We start from the raw sequence: 18,922 nt of genomic DNA on the forward strand, positions 1-18,922 counted from the left end.
CACGCCCTTACGCATTCCAATTTCCCTTGGCCTTCATCTCCTCGATTTCGCGCACGGCGCGGTCGCGCAGCCTTGTGTCGCGGATGATCTTGGTCACTGCCGCATCGTCGGATTTGTCAGAGTAGCGGAATTCCGAGTCGGCATAGCGGTTGATCTCCTGCATGACCATGTCCATCGAGAACGGGCCGCGCAGTTCCTCGATCATCGCCTTCTTCTCATCGTAGCCCTTGTGCATGAAGGCTTCCGGCTTTTCGAACCACTCGTCGGGAAGCTCGATGTCCATGGCGCGCATCTTGATGGCGTCGGTGACGTTCTTGATGGCGCGGCCGGTGAAACGCGGTTCGGCGTCCTTGATCATGTGCAGATAGGTGCCGATGTCGGCCATCGACTTCGGCGCGCCGCTCTCCTTCATGTAGCGCTCGTAGACCTTCATCAGCCCGTCTTCCTGCGGCTTTTCATGCTCCTCATAGGCTTCCGTCACCGCTCGCTGGATCTCCTGCGCGGCATAGAGCTTGTGGTCGCCAAGCGGAATCTTGTGGTTCTTGCCAGCGAGCAGGACGAAGATGTCGATGTAGTCGTCGCGGCTCTGCGGCCCGTCGACCATCCAGCGGGCGCCGGCGCGCTGGCGCAGCGCGTCGTCGACATTTTCGGGGTAGTTGGAGAACATGCCGAAGGAGCAGTTGCCGCGCACCACGGTGCCGGCGCCGGCGAAGGCGTCCATCAGGACGCCAGTGATCTCCTGTTGACCGGCCGAGGCGCGGTCGTCGGAGCGGCGGGCCGCCACCTGGTCGATATCGTCGACGGTGCCGAAGCCGATAACGCGCGGATTGAGCACGTTGTTGATGAACTGGCGGCAGTTCTGGCCGGATTTGCCCTGATAGGAAGAGATCTGGTCGACGCCGAAATTCTCATAGGCGAAGGGATAGCCTGCGACCTGGCAGTAGCCGTTGACGAGGCCGGCGATCATCTGGATCAGCGTCGTCTTGCCGGTGCCCGGCGCGCCGTCGCCGATGAAGGTGAACAGGAAGCCGCCGAGCTCGACGAACGGGTTCATCTCGCGCTCGAAATCATAGGCCATCAGCATCTTGGCGAGCTTGACCGACTGGTATTTGGCGATGTGGTTGCCGACAACCTCTTCCGGTTTCTTGAAGGTCATCACCAGCGGCTTGGAGCGCTTGCCGGGCGCAACATCGAAGCCGTCGAGGGTGAAGTCGTCGACGTCGATACGGATATGGGCATTCTCGAACGGACCGATGCCGTCGAAACGGCCCTTTCGCGCCAGCAGTCCATCGATCGCAACACGGGCAAAGGCGCGCGCCCGGGTCATCAGATCGGCGTCGTCCTTCGAGCCGGCGATTGCCTTGTCGAGGCCGGCGACGATCGACTTCACCGCATCCTGCTGGGTGTCGAACAGGAAATCCGGTTCCGCAACATCGTTCGGCGCCTCGCCGTCACTGTCGACCAGCTGGAACAGATAGGAGGCGAGGCTGAAGGCGGAGATATAGGCCGAGGCCGACAGGAGCTTCTTGAATGTGGCGGCCTCGTCTCCCTCGAGCGGGGCGCGGGCGTTCTTGGCCTGCAGGCTTTCGAGGTCCGAGCCTTCGGCGAACACATCCGATATGGCCAGCGCGATCGCCAGGCCGCGCCGGGCGCGAAACAAAAGCGTATGCTGCTGGATAGTCATCAACTGGTCGTCGGGATGGATGGCGGCGACAGTCTTCGACAGCTCGACCTCGCGGGTGCGGCGCACCGAGCCGACCGAGACGGTCGAGACGAATCGGCGGTTGGTGCCGGCAAGCGCCGTGCCGGATTCGCGCGAGGGATCCTCCAGCACGACGATGCGAGTGATGAAGCTCTGCGCGGTGGCGCGGTGCTTTTCGATCGCGGCTTCCGAAATCGTGGTCAGGCCGGTGTCCATGAAGGATGCTCCGTGGGTTGACGGTCAGACGTCGCTGATGACCTGTCCGTTGGACAGGATGTGGACCTTGTAGCCGGAAAAGATCTTCTGCGCCTCGCCGGCGGCGTAGAGCGCCTGGTAGGCCTCGTGCGGGATCAGTGCATGGTTCTCGTAGCTCGACACGCCCTGGCGCGCGGCCTCGAGGTCGTCGGTGTTGATGAAGAATTCCTGCGTCGTCTTCTCGCTCGAAAACAGCCCCTTGCGGCCGGGCTTTTCGGCTTTCGAATAGACCTCCTGGATGGTCCAGGTAAGCAGCCAGGCGTTCTCGGGTTTGCGCACCTTGGCCAGCACTTCCGTCACCGTCGTGTTGTTGTCGGTGATGCCCGCCGAATAGAACGGGCCGAGCACGACGCGGCGCAGCTGCTTGGGATGCAGCGGCTCGAAATCCTTGTCGAGGTTGACGGCAATGGTCGCCGGCGACAGCGTGTAGGCGGAGTTCTTCTCGGTGAAATCGTCGAAGCGGTGGGCGAGTTCGGGATTGAGCAGGCCGTCCACCGGCAGCGGAATATCGACCCTGTCATTCAGTTTGCCGCTGCTGTCGACAAGCTGCCGGATCATATCCTCGGAAGAGTCCTCCACGGTTACCATATAGATCAGCGGCAGGTTGGCGCTGCCGTCGAAACTGGCCCAGTGGACCAGATAGTAGGGCCGCTGCGTCTTCGGGTTGACGGAGACCTTTGCCGTCTGCGCCAGCGTGAACGGGCCGAAGGTCGATCCGCTCTTGACGTCCTCCAGATAGAGCCGCTCGGCCATCGACTTCTGCAGCGCTTGCGGGAACTCCTTGTGGCGCAGGATGAAGTCCGCCATCTCCTCGCGCAGTTCGCCGGCCATCGGGATGTTGGCCAGCCGGGCATCGGCCTGGCGGCGGTCGTTTTCCAGTTCCAGCAGGTTCTGGAACACCGGATAGCCGCTGTCGGCGCGCGAGATGCGGAACGTGTCCATGAAGCCGAGACGGTTGCGCCAGCAGGAAAACGACTTGTCCAGCCGGGCAATGTATTCGGCAACGATCTTGGCGACGATGCCGTGCCGGTAGAGCGGCGAGCGGTCGTCACGCATGAACACTTCCAGCCCGCTCAGCGCCGCCGTGATGGCGGAGAAATAGCGCGCCGCCGCCTCGTTTTCGGGGGTCATGCCGTCAACCTTATGGAGCAGTACGCGTGCGGCAATTACGACTGCACGTAATTGGCCGAATTGTGCTTCTTCATCACCTCGTCGAAGCGGCGGGCGAAGGCATCGTCGGCGAGCTTCTTACGGCGCTGGATGTCGGAGGTGGCCACCATGTTCTTCTCGTGCATTTCGAGGAGATCGCCGATGTGCTTCTGCGAGGCAGCACCAATGCCGGCCATGGTCTCCTCGGCGGTGTTGTCGACCTGACTGCCCAGCGTGTTGATCTTGTGGGCGACGTCCTGCTGGGCGGCGGTCTTCAGCGAGTCTTCCAGGGCCTTGTAGAGCACGATGCGCTGTTCGGTATCGATCGTCAGCTTGTTGATCAGCGTCGACTGCGCGGCGATCTGGTTGTTGAGCGAATCGACGAAGGTCTGGAACATCGAGGTGTAGCGCTCCAGCGTCTGGCTTTCGGCCAGCAATTCCTGCTCCTTGGCCTGCTTCTCATTGTATTCGGTGGCCAGCTTCGAACGCTCGCCCTCGAGCTGCGTGCGTTCCTTCTGGCTGGTCGAGGCAGCGATCTTGTTCTCGATGTCGAGCAGCAACGGATTGACCTCTTCGATGCGTTTCTGCACCGCTTCGAGGTTCGACATGGTGGTCTTGCGGCGCTCGATAACCTGCGACAGGCTGGTCTCGGAGGTCTTGTAACGCTGGTCGAGAATCTCCTTCTGCGCCTTGAGAATACCGACGATGGTGTCGGACTTGGCCAGAAGCTCCTGGAGATTGCCGGCCAGCGACATGTTGCGCACGCGGTCGGTGCGCATGCGCTGCTTGCTCTGGGCCGAGAACATGCCGATGAAATTTTCCCAGCCGGTATAGTTCTTCATGCTCTCGAATTCGGCGCCGAAGACGTTGGTGGCGTCCTCCAGCCCGATGATCAGATCGGCGATGTTGCCTTCCATCACCTTCTGCTGCTTCAGCACATCCTCGATGCGGGCGTTCTCGATTTCGAAATTGGCATCGCCGATCTTCTTGTCGGCCTGGGCCAGTGTGTCGAGCACGGTGCCGGACTGCTCGATCTTGGAGCGCATGTCCTGCACAACCTGCTTGGTCTTGGCAATTTCGGCATCGAAATTCTGCAATGTCGCCATAGGGGCCTCCCGCATCGGCATCGGTTTCGTGTCGGCGCGAATATATGTGGAGCATCCGGGGATTGAAAGACGCAAGACAAGAGGAGCTGCGAAAACAAAAGGTTTCGATCCTCCCTTGAAAGATAAACGAACCATTCTCATGGGTTGACTACCTTGCCAGCCATGCGCGGTTCACCTGCCGCTGGATTTTCGGACGGAAGCGGCGGCAAAAAGGCACTCGATTCCCACTGGGCCGCCTGCCTCGATATTCGGCAAATGATTGCAACACGGTTCGGCGACAGCGGCGAACACGCCAGACCTTCAGCGAAGCCGGCCTGGGCCGCCGGCGGGGGCTCAGGGCTTCGGGTCAGCCTTCAGATAGGCAATGACGTTGGCGATGTCGGCGTCGTTGCTCAGCCCGGCAAAGGCCATCTTGTTGCCGGGAACCTTCAGCTTGGGCGCTTGCAGATAGACAGCAAGGTTCGCCTCGTCCCAGACCAGGCCAGCGGCGCCAGCGTCCTTCATGGCCTGCGAATAATGGCCAAGGAAGCTTTCGGCCGTTCCGGCGGTGCGGCCGACGATGCCCAGCAGATGCGGGCCGACCTTGTCGCGGTCGGTCGCTGCCTCGTGGCAGGCGATGCACCGGTTGAAGACCTTCCTGCCGAGTGCCGCGTCGCCGTCGGCATGCGCGGCAAGAACACCGGCGAGGAAGAGGACAGCGGTGGACGAAACGGCTCGAAGCATTGGCTGACCCCGGAGAGTTCTGGCTGACGGGTTTATAGGACCGAGGCCCTAACAAAACAAACGCATCGCGGTGGGGGATTGGGTGCCCGATCCGGCCGCGGCAGGTCCGGCTGCCGAGGCCGCCGCGCCGGTCAGGCCTTGGTGAAGCCGATGAAATCGTCGGGTGCGGCCCTGCCCATTTCCTCTTCCCAGTGGCGGCGGCAGAGCGAGACATAGACGTCCTTGCCGATCGCCACCTGCTCGCCCTGTCTTGCCACCTTGCCGTCCGGGCCGAGGCGCACCACCATCGTCGCCTTGCGGCCGCAGCGGCAGATGGTTCGCACCTCGCGCAGATCGTCGGCAATCGCCAGAAGCGCGCGCGAGCCGGAGAACAGCTTGCCCTGGAAATCGGTGCGCAGGCCGTAGCACATGACCGGGATGTTCAGCCGGTCGGCGATGCGGGCGAGTTGCCAGACCTGCTCTTCCTCGAGGAACTGCGCCTCGTCGACGAAAACGCAATGCACGGTCGTGTGGTCGTGATGCTCGGCGACGCGGGCGTAGAGGTCGTCGCCGTCACGGAACATCTCGGCCTCGGTCTCCAGGCCGATGCGGGATGAGATCAGCCCGGTGTCGCCCTTGCGGTAGTGGCCGGCGACGAACAGCATCGTCGTCATGCCGCGTTCGCGATAATTGTAGGACGCCTGCAGCAGCATCGTCGTCTTGCCGGCATTCATCGTCGCATAGTTGAAGTAAAGCTTGGCCATGCCGCCCTTTTAAGGTGTGTCGAGGTTCAGGTGATGCCGGCCTGCAAACGGCGGCTTTCTGCGCTTCCGGTGCTCACGGACTCAATGTCCGCTGCGCTCCGGTTCTCGAAACCACCGTTTTCAGCTCGGCCTGACCTGAATCTCGGCACACCTTAAGCCGAGATGTTCCGGCGCGGGGAGGGGGCGCTGGCTCATTCCCCTGAAAAAGCCGCCTGCCATCAAAAAAGCGGCATGGGTGTCGCTGATCGGCCAGTCGGCGCCGTTCATCGTGATTGCCTTAGTGCTTGAAACCGCACCAGAATGGTGTTTGGCTGACGAAACAAGGCGGAGATGAAAACCGTTACTTCGCTTCGCCAAAAGAATCGCAATGGGAGAATATCTATGTCGCGTATGAATTCCTACGTCGCCGGCCTCGGTCTGGCGGCTTTCCTGTCCACGAGCGCTGCCTTTGCCGGAGATCCGGAAAGCTGCAAGGCGGTGCGTCTTTCCGATGTCGGCTGGACCGACATCCAGGCGACGACCGGTGTCGCCTCGGTGCTGCTCACCGCACTCGGCTACGAGCCGCAGGTGATCCAGCTGTCGGTTCCGGTCACCATGGCGTCGCTGAAGAACAAGGACCTCGACGTCTTCCTCGGCAATTGGATGCCGTCGATGACCAACGACATCAAGGACTACACCGCCGACGGCTCGGTCGAAACCATCAGTGAGAACCTCAGCGGTGCTGGCTACGGCATCGTCGTGCCGACCTATGTCGCGGACGCCGGCGTCAAGACGCTGACCGACCTGGGCAAGTTCAAGGACAAGTTCGACGGCAAGATTTACGGCATCGAGGCCGGCAATGACGGCAACCGCATCATCCTCGACATGATCAAGAACCCGAAGGACAATCTCGAAGGCTTCGAACTGGTCGAGTCCTCGGAAGCCGGCATGCTCACCCAAGCCGAGCAGTCGATGAAGAACAACGAATGGATCGCGTTCCTCGGCTGGACGCCGCATCCGGTGATGGGCGCCATGAAGATCACCTATCTCGACGGCATGGGCGATAGCGGCTTCGGCGCGGCCACTGTGCATACCAATGTGCGCAAGGGCTACACCACCGAGTGCCCGAATGCCGGCAAGTTCATCGCCAATTTGAAGTTCAACCTCGACATGGAAGGCGAGATGATGGACGCGATCCTCAAGGGCGGCGACGCCAACACGGTCGCGACCGACTGGCTGAAGAAGCATCCGGACGCGGTTGCGCCCTGGATCGCCGGCGTGACCACCTTCGACGGCGGCGATGCCGCCGCGGCGGTCAAGACCGCACTCGGAGGCTGAGCCGACCTTGAATCCGGCATGACCGGAACAGGGCAGCCATCGTGGAAAAGGCTGCCCTTTTTCATATCCTGTGACAAGATGACCGTCCGGCAAGGATGGCGCAGCCATAGAGGGGCAAGATGGATCCGATTTCGAAATTCCTGGTCGCCTACAAGATCCCCATAGGTCCGTGGGGGAAGGCCTTCTTCGGCTTTCTTACAGACAATTTCGATACCGTCTTCAGGACTTTTTCCAACAGCCTCAATTTCCTGCTCGACGGGATAGTCGACGGACTTCTGCTGTTGCCGCCCGTCCTTCTCATCGCGCTGATTGCCGTGCTCGCCTATTTCCTGCAGCGCTCCAGGGGCCTGGCCATCGCCGTCTTCCTCGGGCTGCTGTTCATCCTGAACCAGAACCTCTGGAAACAGACTGTGGAGACGCTGGTGCTGGTGGTTGCCGCCGCCGCCGCCTCGATGGCGATAGGCGTGCCGCTCGGCATCTGGGCCGCGCACAAGCCGAAAGTCTACCGCATCATGCTGCCGGTGCTCGACCTGATGCAGACGCTGCCGACCTTCGTCTACCTGATCCCTGTGCTGACCCTGTTCGGCCTTGGCAACGCGCCCGGCCTCATCGTTACCATCATCTTCGTCATCCCGACTTCGGTTCGTCTCACCCATCTCGGCGTCACTTCGGTACCGAAGTCGATCGTCGAGGCCGGCGAGGCGTTCGGCGCCACCAAAAGACAACTTTTGTGGAAGGTCGAGCTGCCCTCGGCGCTACCGACCATCATGGCTGGGCTGACACAGTCGATCATGCTGTCGCTGTCGATGGTGGTGTTCGCGGCCCTCATCGGCGCCGGCGGCCTCGGTACCGAGATCAACCGGGCGCTCGGCTCGCGCAGGATCGACTTGGGGCTTGAAGCCGGTCTGGCAATCGTCGTGCTCGCCATCGTGCTCGACCGAATGACCCGTATTGGCGTTGGAGGCAAGAAATGACCGTCGCCGTTGATTTCAAGAACGTCGATATCGTCTTCGGCGCCGACCAGGCCGGTTCGCTGGCGCTCATCGACAGCGGCGCCACCCGCGCCGAGATCCTTGAGAAGACCGGCAATGTGCTGGGTTGCGCCGGCGCCAGCCTGACCGTGCACGAGGGCGAGATTTCCGTCCTGATGGGCCTTTCGGGCTCGGGCAAGTCGACCCTGCTCAGGGCCGTCAACCGCCTGAACGTGGTTTCACGCGGCCAGGTTCTGGTCAAGGACGGCGCCGGCACGGTCGATGTCGTCACCTGCGATGAGGCGACCCTTCGGCGGCTGCGGCAAAAGCAGGTGGCGATGGTGTTCCAGCAGTTCGGCCTATTGCCGTGGCGCACGGTGGAGGAAAATGTCGGCCTCGGCCTTGAGCTCGCCGGCATGCCCGACGCCGAGCGCAAGGAACGTGTCCATCGCCAGCTGAAGCTGGTCAATCTCGACCAGTGGTCGAAGAAATACGCCCACGAACTCTCGGGCGGCATGCAGCAGCGCGTCGGCCTGGCGCGCGCCTTTGCCACCGAGGCGCCAATCCTATTGATGGACGAGCCGTTTTCGGCGCTCGATCCGCTGATCCGGACCAAGCTGCAGGACGAGTTGCTGCAGCTGCAGGCCGAGCTGAAGAAGACCATCATCTTCGTCAGCCACGATCTCGAGGAGGCGCTCAAGATCGGCACTCATATTACCATCATGGAAGGCGGGCGCATCGTGCAGACCGGCGCGCCGGAGGACATCGTGCTCAGGCCCGCCAACGACTATGTCCGCGACTTCATCGCCAATGTTAACCCATTGTCGGTGCTGACCGCCTGGAACGTGATGCGCGACCGCCGCGACCTGGAAGAGAGCACAGACGACTGGGTCTGGCTCGACCGGCGCAAGACGACGCGTTTCAAGATCGACGAGCACGGGCTGGTGACGGCGGCCGAGCGCGACGGCAAGCCGGCGGTGTGGGTGTCCTGCACCGACATCGAAGCCCAGCCGGAGGAGACCGCTCAGGTGTTCTGGGCCACGCCCGGCACTTCGCTGAAGACGGTGATGCTGGCGATGCACCGTTCGCAGACGGCGCCGGTGGCGTTGTTCGACGACCAGTCGCGCTTTGTCGGCGCAATAGGTGTCAGGGACGTGCTGAGCGCTGTGCTGCGGCGGTAGGATCGCCCGCCCGCCGGCGACTGCTGGCGGACCCCGGGAGCTTGCTCTAGAATGGCGCTGTGGCCGCGAGGAGGCATCGCGGGCGAAAGGGCAAGGGAGCGCGTAGCGGGATGATCTTCCGACAGCTCTTCGATTCCGTATCGGGGACCTATTCCTACCTGCTTGCCAGCCGCCGCGGCGGCGAGGCGCTGATCATCGATCCCGTGCTGGAGAAGGTCGACCGCTATCTGCAGCTCGTCGGCGAACTCGACCTCAGGCTGGTCAAGGCGGTGGACACGCATCTGCATGCCGACCACATCACCGGCCTCGGCGCGCTGCGCGACAAGACGCATTGCGTCACCGTGATGGGCGAGCAGACCAAGGCCGACGTGGTGTCGATGCGGCTTGCCGACGGCGACAAGCTCGCCATCGAGGGGCTGGCGCTCGACGTGATCTACACGCCTGGCCATACCGACGATTCCTACAGCTTCATCCTGCCGGACCGGGTGTTCACCGGCGACACGCTGCTCATCCGCGGCACCGGTCGCACCGACTTCCAGAACGGCGATCCGCGCCAGCAGTATGAATCGATCTTCGGCCGCCTGCTCAAGCTGCCCGACGAGACGCTGATCTATCCGGCGCATGACTACAAGGGCGAGACCGTCTCGACCATCGGTGAGGAGAAGGCATTCAACCCGCGCCTGCAGGTGAAGTCGATGGATGAGTATGTTGAGATCATGAACAATCTGAAGCTCTCCAACCCCAAGATGATGGACGTCGCCGTGCCAGCCAACATGAAGGTCGGGCTGCATCAGGACGATATTGCCGGGCGCGGCTGGTCGGTCACTGCCGAGGCCGCGCTTGCGCTGGTCGGCAGGCCCGATGTCGCGCTGATCGACCTGCGCGAGAATTCCGAGCGCGAACGGCATGGCGTCATCCCCGGCGCCATCCATCTGCCCTATCCCCGGCTGCAGGAAAACATCGCCGCCGGCGGCATGCTGCACGAGCTCGCCAGGTCGACCGGCAAGCGGCTTTTGTTCTACTGCGCCTTCGGCGAGCGCTCGGCGATGGCGGTTCAGGCCGCCCAGGACGCCGGGATTGCCAGCGCCCGCCACATCCATGGCGGCATTGATGCCTGGAAGAAGGCGGACGGACCGCTCGTCCATTAGAGCAATTCAAGGAAAAGTGCGTAGCGGTTTTCCGTCCGGAATTGCGTAAAAACAAATACTTAGAGCGGGGCAGCCCTCATCAGCCCTGGAAGTTCAATTCAATCCGATAAGCCTGGCGCCATTCCGGAAAAGGGCCTCCCCCTCGGAATCGAAACGGAAGGTGGCGATGAAATCGTCGGCGCGGTAGTCCGGCAGCGTCTTGCGGATGGCGGCGGCGAAGTTTCGTGCCTCGTCCTGCCGGCCCGCCAGCGCCAGGCAATGCGCCGCGATCGACAGGATGATGGTGTGGGCGTTGGGCCGCGCGGCCGCTTTCAAGGCCCATTCAGCCGCTTCGTCGAACTGGCCGAGCCGGGCAAGCGCCATGGCCCGCGACCCCATCATCCCGAACAGCAGCGGATCGAAGGGGCTGAGATGGCGCGAATGGTCGGATGAGCCGATCGCGGATCTCGGGTCGCCCGACTGGGAATGCACGAAGGACAGCGCATAATGGCCGAGCGCGAAGTTCGGGCTGAGGTCGACGGCTCTTTCCAGCTCGAGCAAGGACCCGTCCCGTTCGCCGCGCAGCCACAGCGCGCGGCCCATGGCCCAGTGGGCGGCGGGGTTGTGGTCGTCCACCAGCAGGCTCTGGCCGGCGCTTTCGAAGGCAAGCGCGGTTTCCTGGTCGCGATCGCCCCAGCGCTGGAAGGCGTTCTGCCAATGGGTGAAGGAGAGGCCGGCATAGGCGCGGGCGAAGGTCGGATCCTGCTTCAAGGCCATGCCGAAGAACTGCTGGGCCAGTTCGTTCTCCGTGCGGGTGAAGCGGTACATGTGCCAGAGGCCGCGGTGATAGGCTTCCCAGGCATTGAGCGAGTTGGGCGCCTTCAGCATGGCGCGGTTGCGTTCGACCATGGCGATCTCGGCCGCGATCGAGGAGACGATGCTGTTGCCGATATCGTCCAGCACGATGAAGATGTCGTCCGGCTTGCGCTCGAAGGTCTCTGCCCAGACGATCCTCGCGGTGCGCACCTCGATGAGTTCGACCGAGACGATGACGCGGCCCGCCAGGCTGCGAACGGTTCCGGTGGCCACGTAATCGACGTTCAGGCGGCGCCCTGCGTCCTCCGGCGCGATGTTTTTCTCAGCCAGCGCGAACATCGACCCGCGCGCGATGACGAAGAAATCCCTGAGCTTGGCGAGGCGGGTGATGATGTCGTGGGTCATGCCGTCGGCCAGCCCGCCGCGACCGCCATCCGCTGCGGGGTCCTCGACAAACGGCATCACCGCAAGCGAGGCCCGGTGCGATGCGGCGGCATCCGGTTCGGCAAGCGCTATCGGAACCTGGGGCGCGAAGGCAATCGCCGGCTGCGCGCCCGGCGTCGCATCCGACTGCCGGTCCTTGATCGCCCGCCATGCCTCGCGCACGGGTGCGAATTCCAGCTCTTCCGACTGAAACAGCTGTGCGGCGACAACAAGGTGTTCCTCGCACTGGCCGATCTGGCCCCGCCTGGCCAGGTTCTCCAGCAAGGCCACATGCGCGCGCACGTCGAAGGGCGCGAGTTCCAGCCATTTGTCGAGATAGGGAGAAGCGTCGGTGCCCGACGGCAGGATGTTGACCAGATGCTCCAGGATGGCGATGTGGCACGAGGTGAACCGGCGGCGTTGCGCAACCAGCCAGCTGTCGAAATGCGGACAGCGGTCCAGCTCCAGCCCATCGAGGAAATCGCCGGCGAACAGGTCCGACAGTGCCCGCAGTCGTTCTGGAGCAAGTGTTCCTATTCCCGCCGCCGCGGCAGCAGCGATCTCGACGGCATCGACCGACACGCCTTCCAGCCGCAGCCCGACCGCGTCGCCCTGCGTTTCGACCCTGCTGACATCAGGGTCGTCGAGAACGCCGCGCAGCTTGCTGAGGCACCAGCGAAGCTCGCCCCGCGGGTCGTTCGGCACATCCCACAGAAGCTCGCACAGGCGACTGCGCCCAACGGCATGCGGTGTGAGCGTGAGATAGGCCAGCAACGCACGCAGCTTGCGCGATGCCGGCAATGCCATCGCGACGCCGCCGCGGAGTATGGTCAGTGGCCCGAGCAGGCGCACGGAAAGGCCGGCCGCGACCTCGCCGTCCAGACTCTCTCGGGTGGATTCCACGGACAATTCCACGCTGGCTCCCACGCTGGCCACTCGGCCTCTGTTCTATCACCGAAGGCGACAAGGTGCATCCGGCAGCGAATTTCGGCGCCGGATGTCGCCATTGCCGCACTGTCGGCAAGTCGGGAACCGTAACGCGGCAAGGTCTCGAAATCGCGCCGCCCAAACCGCCGGTCTGTAACCGGCTCGTGACGACAGCTTGAGGAGAGCGGACATGTTGCATCAGTCAAAGATCAGGACCACGGCCGGCCGCGGCCGCCTGTTCGACAGCATTCTCGACACGGTCGGCGATACGCCGGTGATCCGGATCAACAATCTCAGCCCCGCGCACGCGACCATCTATGTCAAGGCCGAGTTCTTCAACCCGGCTGCCTCGGTCAAGGACCGGCTGGCGCTCAACATCATCGAGGCGGCCGAACGCAGCGGTGCGTTGCGGCCTGGGCAGACCATCGTCGAGGCGACCAGCGGCAACACCGGCATCGGGCTTGCCATGGTCTGCGCGCAAAAGGGCTATCCGCTGGTGGTGACGATGGCCGACAGCTTTTCCGTCGAGCGCCGCAAGCTGATGCGCATGCTGGGCGCCAAGGTGGTGCTGACGCCGCGCGCCCAGAAGGGTTTCGGCATGTACAAGAAGGCGGTGGAACTCGCCGAGGCCAATGGCTGGTTCCTGGCCCGGCAGTTCGAGACCGAGGCCAATGCGGCCATTCACGAAGCGACCACGGCGCGCGAGATCGTCAATGATTTCGCCGGCTCCAGGCTCGACTGCTTCGTCACCGGCTATGGCACCGGCGGCACCGTCGCCGGCGTGGCGCGCGTGCTGCGCCGCGAGCGGCCGGAGACTCGCATCGTGCTCACCGAGCCGGCCAACGCGCAGCTTGTCGGCAGCGGCAAGCCGCAGGAGCGTGCCAAAGATGGCGCACCGGCCGCCAGCCATCCGGCCTTCGAGTCGCATCCGATCCAGGGCTGGACGCCGGATTTCATTCCCAATGTGCTGCAGGAAGCGATCGACAAGCGCTACTATGACGAGGTGATGCCGATCGCCGGGCCCGAGGGCATCAAATGGGCCAAGGCGCTGGCGCAGCAGGAGGGGATCTTCACCGGCATCTCCGGCGGCTCCACCTTCGCTGTGGCACGCCAGATCGCCGGGACATCGCCGGCCGGCTCGGTGATCCTGTGCATGCTGCCCGACACTGGCGAGCGCTACATGACGACGCCGCTGTTCGACGGCATCGAGGCGGAGATGGATGCGGAAGAGATCACGCTTTCGCGTTCGACGCCCAGCTGCCAGTTCGACGCCTGACAGCGGATCGCGGGGGACACCACAATGGACGCGATGCCGCAAACCTCGAGCGCGACAGCAGATGAAACGCTCGATCCCCTGGACTGGGCCGATATGCAGGCCCTGTCGCACCGGATCGTCGACGATGCCGTCGGCTATCTGCGCGACGTTCGCGACCGCCCGGTGTGGCGGGAGATGCCGGCCGAGGTGAGGGCGTTCTTCGACGCGCCCTTGCCGCGCTCGCCGGCGCCGCTCGCCGAAATTTATGGCGAGGTTGCCGACAACGTGATGGCTTACCCGATGGGCAACATTCATCCGCGCTTCTGGTCCTGGTATATGGGCTCCAGCAACTTCACCGGCGCGCTCGGCGATTTCCTGGCGGCGATCCAGGGTTCCAATCTGGGCGGCGGCAACCATGCCGCCGGCCTGATGGACAGCCAGGTGGTCGACTGGTGCAAGCAGATGGTTGGCTTTCCCGCCTCGGCCAGCGGCACGCTGGTCAGCGGCGGCTCGATGGCGAACATCATCGGGCTGACCGTGGCGCGCAACACCAAGGCAGGCATCGACGTGCGCGAACATGGCGTTGGCGCCATCGCGCAGCCCTTGCGTTTCTACGGCTCGGATCAGACCCATTTCTGTCACCGCAAGGCGATGGAGGTACTCGGCCTCGGCAACCGGGCGCTTCGCCGCATCCCGAGCGATTCCGCATTTCGCATCGACATCGCCGCCTTGCGGGCGGCGATCGCGGAAGATCGAAAGGCGGGCTTCAAGCCGGCCTGCGTCATCGGCAACGCCGGCACCGTCAACACCGGCGCGATCGACGATCTCAAGGCGCTCGCAAGGCTGGCGGCGGAAGAGGACCTCTGGTTCCACGTCGACGGCTGCATCGGTGCGCTGATCGCGATTGCACCGGAGAATGCAGCGCTCGTTGCCGGCGTCGAACAAGCCCATTCGCTTGCGCTCGATCCGCACAAATGGCTGCACGCGCCGTTCGAGGCGGGCTGCGTGCTGGTCCGAGACGCCGAGGCGCATCGCGGCGCCTTTGCCGTCATGCCCGAGTGTCTGATGTCGATGCAGCGTGGGCTCGCGTCTGGACAATGGCTGCACGAATATGGTCTGCAGACGTCGCGCGGCTTTCGCGCGCTTAAGGTGTGGATGGCGCTGAAAGAGCACGGCGTTGAAAAATTCGGCCGCCTGATCGACCAGAACATCGCTCAAACCAAATATCTGGCGAGCCTGATCGAGGCCGAGCCGGCGCTTGAGCTGATGGCTCCGGTGAGCGTCAACATCGTCTGCTTTCGCCACCGCGCCAACGGGTTGTCGGGCGAGCGCCTGAAGGCGTTCAACACCGAGATCATGCTGCGGCTCCAGGACGAGGGCATTGCGGCCCTTTCCGACACCACCCTGCACGACCAGCATTGCCTGCGGGTGGCGATCGCCAATCACCGAACCCGATACGAGGATCTTGATCTGCTGGTCGCGGAAATCCTGCGTCTCGGCGCAGAACTTGCCGCGTGAGCGGCGCAGCACAGGGAGGGACGCATGTCGTCCATGGACTATGCGATAGACTATGCGGAAGAAGGCTCGGGACCGACCGTGCCGTTCATCCCGGGATCCTTCAGCACGTATGCGGCCTGGCGGCCGATGCAGAGATGGCTATCGCCTGACTACCGGATGATCGGCACCAGCCTTTGCGGATATGGCGCGACTGCGGAGACCCGCTCCCGCAATGATTTCGGCATGCGGCACGAACTCCGGATCATCGAGCAGGCGGCACGTCGTGCCGGAGGACCCGTGCATCTGGTCGGGCATTCCTTCGGCGGGACCGTTGCCCTCGCCGCGGCCCTGCAAAACTCCATCGACGTGGCGAGCCTGTCGCTCTTCGAGGCAAACCCCCTCGCGCTCCTCAACAGACAGCCGAAGCAAGGTCTCTATCAGGACGTTGTGAGGCTGAGCCGGGAGTTCAGCGCGGCGGTCGATGCCGGCGACGCCGATGCAGCCGGGATCATCATCGACTTCTGGGGCGGTCAGGGCACGTTTGCTGCGCTTCCGGAAATCGTGCGGACTCATTGCCGGCAGACAGCCCCGGCAAATGTGATCGACTGGCTGACGGACTTCAGTTTCGAGGCCGCCCTGGACGACTACAGTGCCCTCGACATCCCGGTGCTTCTTGTCAGAGGAGGGTTTGCCAATCCGGCCATGGTGGCCATGACCGATATGCTGCAACAAGCTTTGCCGCATGTGCATAGCGCGGTTGTCGAGGACGCCGGCCACTTCCTCATTGCGACCCATGCGCAAAAATGTGCCGCGCTGCTGACACGGTTCCTGACGATTGCAGACGCGGAGCTGCCGGAACGCGCGATGGTCGCCTAATCCTGACCTGCGGGCAGTGGCGCGCCGGGGAGATAAAGCATGATCGGTCGGATTTCGTAGACGGCAGTGGGATTGACGCGTCTGAGATCGCGCGCTGTTGCAATCGCCTCCTCCTGGCTGGCGCAGTCGAGGATATAGAGCCCCAGCAACTGCTCCTTGGTTTCGGCAAAGGGACCGTCGATCACCATGCCATCGCCGGGACCGCGCAGCGTAACGGCCTCGGCGGTCGCGCCCAGCCTTGCCGCCGGCCCGAGTTTTCCCTCGCGGGTCAGCTTGGCGTTGACCTCGAGCAGGTCGTCCATCAGTGCCGCATCCTCGTCAGGCGTCCAGGACTGGACGGTCTGTTCGACGTGGTAGGCCAGGATCGCATAGAACATGGGACGGTCTCCTCAAATCAAGGTTCTACAGCGTCCTTTGCGCGTCCAAGAGGCGCGCGACGCTGTAGTGCCGGATCGGGCGGCACTATCACAAGGATGGCGGGACTGATCCAGCCCTGGCGTCGATCAGCCAACCGCCTCCTGACTCAAGCTGCCAGCGGCAGGCGCAGTTCCGTCAGCAGGCCGCCGCCGGGATGGTTGGAGAGGCTGATCTCGCCGCCGGCGGCACGCGCAATGTTGCGGGCAATGGTCAGGCCAAGACCAAGGCCGCCGGTCCGGCGGTTGCGCGATTGCTCGATGCGAACGAAAGAACCGAACACCGTGTCGATCTGGGCCTGCGGGATGCCGGGACCCTCGTCGCGGATGGCGAGCGTGATCGTGTCCTGCGACCGCTCCAGGCTGAGATGCGCCTTCTTGCCGTAGGTCGCGGCATTCTGGACGAGGTTGGTGACGCAGCGCTTCAGCGCCACCGGCCGGGCGATGCAGATCAAGCCGCGCGGCCGCGTGCCGTCATGGTCGAACGAAACCTCCTCGAAGCCGTCGGCGATCGATTCCACCAGCGACCAGAAATCGATACGTTCGGCTTTCTCCTCGGTCACCTCGAACTTGGCGAAATCGATGACCGAGCTGGCGATGCTCTCGATATCGGCGAGGTCATGCGCCAATGCCGCGCGGGCCGGCGATTTGCGCAACAGTTCGAGGCGCAGCCGCATCCGTGTCAGCGGCGTGCGCAGATCGTGCGCAAGTGCTGCCGCAAGGTGCTCGCGGTCCTCGACATAGTCGCGCAGCCTGACTTGCATGGCGTTGACCGCCTTGGCCGCGGCACGAATCTCGCGGCTGCCCGACTCGGCGATCGGCGGGCTCTTCAAATCGTGGCCGATGCGCTTCACGGCGGTTTCCATCATCCGATATGGCGCTGTCAGCCGGCGCAGCGACCAGATCGACATCACCACCACCAGCCCGGCGATCAGGGCATAGAGCGGCAGGCTGTCGAAGCTCAATATCGGGCCTACCGGCGTGATCGGCTCGGTGAAGTTCAGCCACTGCCCGTCGGCGAAGCGAAGCGAGGCCGTCAGCTTGTCGCTTTGGGCGAAGTCCGCCGCCAGCACCAGAAGGTCGCGCTCCACCTGGCCGACATCCTTGTTCATGATCGCGCCGCCGGGAGCATCCGACTCGCGCGTCGCCGGATCGCGCCGCACGCGCGCGTCGGTGATGCCGAATTTGGTCAGGCGCCCGACCAGAATGTCCTCCAGCTCGGCGAGTTCGTCGTCGCCGGCGATCGAGGAGGTGACGGCCGGCGTGTCCGAAACGGTCAGCGCGTAGGTGGCGTTGAACAGGCCGGACGCGGTCGCCTTGCGTTCCTCGGGCGTCGCATCGTGCATCAGCTGCACCAGCGAGAAGGCGCGGTCGTTGAGCCGGTAGAGATCGACCACGTCGTTGGCGGCGGCGCGGTCGCGCGAGACGATGTAGAGCGTCGCGACCTGGCTGATCAGCAGGCCGGCAATGACGATGAGCAGCACCCAGACAGGCAGGGTCTGCGGCAGGAAGCGTCTCATTCGGAGGTCGTTTCGGGCAGGAACTGATAGCCGCCGCTGCGCACGGTCAGGATCAGTTTCGGCGTCTTGGGATCGTCTTCCATCTTGCGCCGCAGCCGGCTGACCAGGATGTCGACGCTGCGGTCGAAGCTGTAGCCGGTGTCGCCGCCCGAGAGCTCGATGAGCTGGTCGCGGGTGAGCACGCGCTGCGCGCTCTTGACGAAGGTCTGCAGCAGGTTGAACTCCGCCATCGTCAGCTCGACCCTGACATCGCCGGGCGCCGTCAGCCGGCGGCGCGAGCAATCCATCGTCCAGCCGGCGAAGTGGTAGATCTGCTTGGTTGTCGGACGGCGCGGCTCGGCGGCACCATTGCGCCTCAGCACGGCGCGGATGCGGGCCAGGAGCTCGTGCGGATCGAAGGGTTTCGGCACATAGTCGTCGGCGCCCGTCTCAAGGCCGACGACCCGGTCGGTCGTCTCGGTGACGGCCGTCAGCATGATGATCGGCGTCGTGTGGTTGGCGCGCAGTTCGCGGCAAAGCTCCAGCCCGCTTTTGCCGGGCAGCATCACGTCGAGAACGATGAGATCGACCTGCATGCGGCGCAGGATGGCTTCCATCTCGACGCCGTCGGCGGCAACGGTCGTGTGCAGGCCCCGCTTCTGGAAGAACTCCTGAAGCAGGTCGCGTATGCCCTTGTCGTCGTCGACGATCAGTATGTGTGCGTCGGATTTCACGGGAACCCTGTCATTGCTGGTGGCCAAGCCGTCATTCGATCATCTCCCACACGATAGAATTCGGGCCATATGTTGGCCAGTGGCGATCGTACAGCCCAAGGCAGATGCGACAGAAACAATCCAGAAACAAAATTCTATAGTCCGGAAAAACTCACGAAAAAATTCAAGGGCATAACGGTGTCGTGGCGGTCAGGTCATCGGCTGCGAC

Annotated in this window: 17 protein-coding genes; 7 read left to right on the forward strand and 10 right to left on the reverse strand. The window is 63.5% G+C overall.

Going from position 1 to position 18,922, the window contains the following annotated elements:
• Positions 1-7 precede the first annotated feature (7 nt).
• The 6 genes from AC1RUK_RS03265 to AC1RUK_RS03290 all read right to left on the reverse strand — a co-directional run bounded on the left by AC1RUK_RS03265 (position 8) and on the right by AC1RUK_RS03290 (position 5,945).
• Complete coding sequence (locus AC1RUK_RS03265; protein WP_436173178.1) at positions 8-1,918, reverse strand: AAA family ATPase; 1,911 nt, start codon at positions 1,916-1,918, stop codon at positions 8-10.
• Between the two features lie 24 nt (positions 1,919-1,942).
• Positions 1,943-3,088: a hypothetical protein gene (locus AC1RUK_RS03270; RefSeq protein WP_436173177.1), complete on the reverse strand. Its 1,146-nt coding sequence runs from the start codon at positions 3,086-3,088 to the stop codon at positions 1,943-1,945.
• Between the two features lie 35 nt (positions 3,089-3,123).
• Positions 3,124-4,212, reverse strand: a complete 1,089-nt coding sequence (locus AC1RUK_RS03275; RefSeq protein ID WP_481836791.1) for a hypothetical protein — start codon at positions 4,210-4,212, stop codon at positions 3,124-3,126.
• A gap of 333 nt (positions 4,213-4,545) precedes the next feature.
• On the reverse strand, positions 4,546-4,935 hold the full coding sequence (locus AC1RUK_RS03280) for a c-type cytochrome (RefSeq protein WP_481836790.1): 390 nt from the start codon (positions 4,933-4,935) through the stop codon (positions 4,546-4,548).
• A 131-nt stretch (positions 4,936-5,066) separates the two neighbouring features.
• On the reverse strand, positions 5,067-5,678 hold the full coding sequence (locus tag AC1RUK_RS03285; RefSeq protein WP_436173174.1) for a thymidine kinase: 612 nt from the start codon (positions 5,676-5,678) through the stop codon (positions 5,067-5,069).
• A gap of 120 nt (positions 5,679-5,798) precedes the next feature.
• Positions 5,799-5,945, reverse strand: a complete 147-nt coding sequence (locus AC1RUK_RS03290) for a hypothetical protein (protein WP_481836789.1) — start codon at positions 5,943-5,945, stop codon at positions 5,799-5,801.
• A gap of 114 nt (positions 5,946-6,059) precedes the next feature.
• Here AC1RUK_RS03290 and AC1RUK_RS03295 point away from each other — a divergent pair, with 114 nt between their 5' ends.
• The 4 genes from AC1RUK_RS03295 to AC1RUK_RS03310 all read left to right on the forward strand — a co-directional run bounded on the left by AC1RUK_RS03295 (position 6,060) and on the right by AC1RUK_RS03310 (position 10,295).
• Positions 6,060-6,995, forward strand: coding sequence for a choline ABC transporter substrate-binding protein (locus AC1RUK_RS03295; RefSeq protein WP_006203526.1), 936 nt, complete (start codon positions 6,060-6,062; stop codon positions 6,993-6,995).
• 119 nt (positions 6,996-7,114) lie between these two features.
• Positions 7,115-7,969 (forward strand): choline ABC transporter permease subunit, encoded by an 855-nt coding sequence (gene choW, locus AC1RUK_RS03300; RefSeq protein WP_436173172.1) that lies wholly within the window; start codon positions 7,115-7,117, stop codon positions 7,967-7,969.
• Positions 7,966-9,147: a choline ABC transporter ATP-binding protein gene (gene choV / locus AC1RUK_RS03305; protein WP_436173171.1), complete on the forward strand. Its 1,182-nt coding sequence runs from the start codon at positions 7,966-7,968 to the stop codon at positions 9,145-9,147. Before choW ends, choV begins: the two co-directional genes overlap by 4 nt.
• A 110-nt stretch (positions 9,148-9,257) precedes the next feature.
• Positions 9,258-10,295, forward strand: coding sequence for an MBL fold metallo-hydrolase (locus AC1RUK_RS03310; RefSeq protein WP_481836788.1), 1,038 nt, complete (start codon positions 9,258-9,260; stop codon positions 10,293-10,295).
• A gap of 93 nt (positions 10,296-10,388) precedes the next feature.
• Here the strand turns inward: AC1RUK_RS03310 and AC1RUK_RS03315 are convergent, their stop codons facing one another.
• Positions 10,389-12,416 carry a transcriptional regulator gene (locus AC1RUK_RS03315; protein WP_481836787.1) on the reverse strand — a complete coding sequence of 676 codons (2,028 nt, stop codon included), beginning with the start codon at positions 12,414-12,416 and terminating at the stop codon, positions 10,389-10,391.
• A 214-nt stretch (positions 12,417-12,630) separates the two neighbouring features.
• Between AC1RUK_RS03315 and AC1RUK_RS03320 the strand changes: the two genes are divergently transcribed.
• Genes AC1RUK_RS03320 through AC1RUK_RS03330 form a run of 3 tightly spaced genes read left to right on the forward strand, consistent with a single transcriptional unit; the run spans position 12,631 to position 16,068 of the window.
• The gene (locus tag AC1RUK_RS03320; protein WP_481836786.1) at positions 12,631-13,716 is read left to right on the forward strand and encodes a PLP-dependent cysteine synthase family protein; all 1,086 of its coding nucleotides are present in this window, start codon (positions 12,631-12,633) and stop codon (positions 13,714-13,716) included.
• Between the two features lie 24 nt (positions 13,717-13,740).
• Positions 13,741-15,213 carry a pyridoxal phosphate-dependent decarboxylase family protein gene (locus AC1RUK_RS03325; protein ID WP_481836785.1) on the forward strand — a complete coding sequence of 491 codons (1,473 nt, stop codon included), beginning with the start codon at positions 13,741-13,743 and terminating at the stop codon, positions 15,211-15,213.
• 24 nt (positions 15,214-15,237) lie between these two features.
• Entirely contained in the window at positions 15,238-16,068 is an 831-nt protein-coding gene (locus tag AC1RUK_RS03330; protein WP_481836784.1) for an alpha/beta fold hydrolase, read from the forward strand.
• Here AC1RUK_RS03330 and AC1RUK_RS03335 read toward each other — a convergent pair.
• The 3 genes from AC1RUK_RS03335 to AC1RUK_RS03345 all read right to left on the reverse strand — a co-directional run bounded on the left by AC1RUK_RS03335 (position 16,065) and on the right by AC1RUK_RS03345 (position 18,714).
• Positions 16,065-16,445 carry a YciI family protein gene (locus AC1RUK_RS03335; RefSeq protein WP_481836783.1) on the reverse strand — a complete coding sequence of 127 codons (381 nt, stop codon included), beginning with the start codon at positions 16,443-16,445 and terminating at the stop codon, positions 16,065-16,067. The genes AC1RUK_RS03330 and AC1RUK_RS03335 overlap by 4 nt on opposite strands.
• Before the next feature lie 146 nt (positions 16,446-16,591).
• A complete protein-coding gene (locus tag AC1RUK_RS03340) occupies positions 16,592-18,001 on the reverse strand; it encodes an ATP-binding protein (protein WP_481836782.1) in 1,410 nt (469 codons plus the stop codon).
• Positions 17,998-18,714, reverse strand: a complete 717-nt coding sequence (locus AC1RUK_RS03345) for a response regulator (protein WP_436173163.1) — start codon at positions 18,712-18,714, stop codon at positions 17,998-18,000. Before AC1RUK_RS03345 ends, AC1RUK_RS03340 begins: the two co-directional genes overlap by 4 nt.
• Between the last annotated feature and the right edge of the window lie 208 nt (positions 18,715-18,922).

The sequence above is a fragment of the Mesorhizobium monacense genome (assembly GCF_056781675.1).